The sequence below is a fragment of the Gemmatimonas sp. genome, from assembly GCF_044376735.1.
GTDB lineage: Bacteria > Gemmatimonadota > Gemmatimonadetes > Gemmatimonadales > Gemmatimonadaceae > Gemmatimonas.
The window spans coordinates 1-3,010 of record NZ_JBILKJ010000255.1; the positions used below are offsets into that span (position 1 = coordinate 1).

A 3,010-nucleotide genomic window follows, 5' to 3' on the forward strand; every position below is an offset into this window, starting at 1 on the left:
CGGAAAGCCGGCACCACCCCGACCGCGCAGGCCGGAATCCTTCACCACGGTCTGTAACTCCTGCGGGTCGGTGCTGAGCGCCTTTTCGAGCGCCTCATACCCACCACGCGCACGCCACCCAGCGAGAGTACGCGCCTCCGGATCGCCGAAATACTTGGACAGGATCGGCGTCTCACGCGGATGCGACGGATGCGGGTACCCCATTACGTCAGCTCCGCCAGAATCCGCGGCACCGACTCCGGTGTCACCGATTCCACAAAATCGTTGTTGATCATGAGCGGCGTGGCGAAGCCGCAGGCGCCGAGGCATTCGACTTCGACGACCGTGAAGCGGCCATCGGCGCTGGTGAGACCGAGGTCGCCACATCCCGTGTGCTCGAGCAGCGACTTCACGACATCTTCGGCGCCGCACACGTTGCACGGCGTGGTCGTGCACACCTGGATGAAGTGGCGACCGACGGGATGCTGATGGTACATGGTGTAGAAGCTCACCACGCCCTTCACGTACGCCGGCGTGATGTCGAGCGCGGCGGCGACTTCCTCGATGCCGCCCTCGCTCACCCAGCCGCGGGCGTCCTGCAGCATCCACAAGGCTGGCAGCAACGCCGCCTGCTTGGTCGGATAACGCGACAGAATGCGATCGAGTTCGACGCGTGCGTCGTCGACGAACACGGGCGCGTGCGGTTCATCGTGGTGCGTACCATGCGGCGGGGCCGCGACGAGTGCGCCACCATTGGCGGAAGGTCCATGACTCACCGGTCGATCTCTCCCATCACGATGTCGATGCTCGCGTTGATCGCGATCACGTCCGACAGCAAATGTCCTTCCACCATCTTCGGAATCGCCGACAGGTTCACGAACGAGGGCGGACGAATGCGCCAGCGCACCGGCTTCGACGTGCCATCGCTGACCATGTAGTACCCCTTCTCACCCTTCGGGCTTTCGACCGGCACGTAGCATTCGCCGGCGGGGGGACGCGGGCCTTCCATGACGAGCTTGAAGTGGTGGATCATCGATTCCATCTCACTCGTCGCCTTGTGCTTGGGCGGCAGAATGAGGCGAGGGTCGTTGATGTTCACGGGTCCGTCGGGTAACCGTTGTAGCGCCTGTTCGAGAATACGCACACTCTGGCGCATCTCTTCCACGCGGACCAAGAAGCGATCGTAGACGTCACCGGCCGTGCCGACCACCACGTCGAAGTCGTAGGTCTCGTAGTCGAGATACGGAAAGTCCTTGCGCACGTCGTACGCCACGCCCGAAGCGCGAAGCATCGGACCGGACAGGCCGGCGTTCACCGCTTCCTGCGCACTCATGGCGCCCAGACCGACCGTCCGTCCAGCCCAGATGGCATTGGTTTCGAGCATGCGCACCGATTCTTCCAGCGTCTTCGGAAAGCCGCGGAGAAACGCCCGCAATCCGTCGAGCCAGCCATCAGGGATGTCGGCCGCCATGCCACCAACGCGCGTCGCGGTGGTGGTGAGGCGCGCCCCCACCCAGCCTTCGAGCAGGTTGTACACGTTCTCACGCTCCTGATACAACCACAGGAACGGCGTGAACGCGCCAAGGTCCACCGACGTCGTACCGAGCCAGACCAGGTGTGAGATGATGCGCGACAATTCCATGAGGATGACGCGCAGCACTTTGCATCGATCGGTCATGCCCACGCCGAACAGCCGCTCAGCGCCGAGCACGAAGGCGACGTTGTTGCCCGGCGAGTTGAGATAGTCCTCGCGATCGGTCCACGGGATGATCTGGTTGTACTGACGATACTCGCCGATCTTCTCGAAACCGCAGTGCAGATAGCCGATGTGCGGAATACAACGCACCACCGTCTCGCCATCCAGTTCGAGCACCAGACGCAATACGCCGTGGGTCGCCGGGTGCTGCGGACCGATGTTGATCAGCATGTGGTCGGAGCCCATCTCGGGCTCGGGCCCTATCACCGGCGCGTCGAGGGCGACCGCTTTGCCGCCCTGCGCGACCAGCGGTGCGCGCAACGGCATGCCGTTCGCGTCGAGTCCGCTGGTGCCGAGGGCCACTTCAATCGTACGGCGTGAGCTCATTCGCCCACCTCGTCGTTGACGTCCGTCACGTCGGTCACGTCGTGCCGCTCGGCACGTGCGGCGAGACGGCGCTTCATGTCCTCCGGCAGCGAATCGAAGGCATCGGCGATCGACAACTCTTCCATGGAGTAGCGTGCTTCCGGATCGGCCGCCAACGCCTGCTTCAACTGTTCGGCTCGACTGAACCGGCCGCGCAACGGGAAGTCCTTACGGAGCGGGTGGCCTTCCTTGTACGTCTCCCACATCAACAAGCGCCGCAAATCGGGATGACCCTCAAAGCGAATGCCGAACATGTCGTAGCACTCACGCTCGAGCCAATCGGCGCCGCTATAGACGTCAATAATGGACGGCACGGACAACAGGGCGCGCTTCACGAGTTCGACCTTGAGTCGGAGGAAGCGACGATGGGCCAGCGCGCGCAGGTGCCACACCACTTCAATGGGGCGATCGGCGTCACGATACTCGACCGCCGTGACGTCGACCAGATAGTCGTACCGTTCACTGGGCTCGTCGTGCAGCCAGCGTACGATGTCATGCAGCGCCTCGTTCGTGACGTACACCGTCGTCTCGCCCCAAGTGACCTCGGAGCGCACAATGGCTGCGCCGAAGCGCGCCATGAGTGCGGCGGCCGTTGGATTCACCGGGCCGCCACGATGCGCGATGTTGGTCGGTGTAATCGGCGCGCCGTGAGCATCCGACGCAATCGCGGCCTGCAGCACCACGGAGGGCGCACCGTTGTCCGTCGCCGGAACGATCGGCGCGGTCACGGCGCCGACCGGGTCTGGTGCACTGAATTGCCGAAGGGCTCCGAGAGTTCGTCGATGCGCGAGGGCGGAATGTAGAGCTGGCTCTCGGTATCGGGCACGATCTCCACGTGGCGCGTGGTGTCCTTCAGGCGCTCCTGCATCACCTTCTTCTGCAGCATCATGATGCCGTGGATGAGCGCCT

Annotated in this window: 3 protein-coding genes and 2 pseudogenes; all 5 read right to left on the reverse strand. The window is 63.8% G+C overall.

Features of this window, described 5'->3' with window-relative positions:
• Nucleotides 1-204: pseudogene (locus ACIRA7_RS16285) on the reverse strand (NADH-quinone oxidoreductase subunit F); the annotation flags it as partial.
• On the reverse strand, nt 204-755 hold the full coding sequence (gene nuoE / locus ACIRA7_RS16290) for an NADH-quinone oxidoreductase subunit NuoE (protein ID WP_396221886.1): 552 nt from the start codon (nt 753-755) through the stop codon (nt 204-206). The gene nuoE and the pseudogene ACIRA7_RS16285, both read right to left, overlap by 1 nt.
• Nucleotides 752-1,921 (reverse strand): NADH dehydrogenase (quinone) subunit D, encoded by a 1,170-nt coding sequence (nuoD, locus tag ACIRA7_RS16295; RefSeq protein WP_396221888.1) that lies wholly within the window; start codon nt 1,919-1,921, stop codon nt 752-754. Before nuoD ends, nuoE begins: the two co-directional genes overlap by 4 nt.
• A 137-nt stretch (nt 1,922-2,058) precedes the next feature.
• Nucleotides 2,059-2,829 carry an NADH-quinone oxidoreductase subunit C gene (locus ACIRA7_RS16300; protein WP_396221887.1) on the reverse strand — a complete coding sequence of 257 codons (771 nt, stop codon included), beginning with the start codon at nt 2,827-2,829 and terminating at the stop codon, nt 2,059-2,061.
• Nucleotides 2,826-3,010: pseudogene (locus ACIRA7_RS16305) on the reverse strand (NADH-quinone oxidoreductase subunit B); the annotation flags it as partial. The gene ACIRA7_RS16300 and the pseudogene ACIRA7_RS16305, both read right to left, overlap by 4 nt.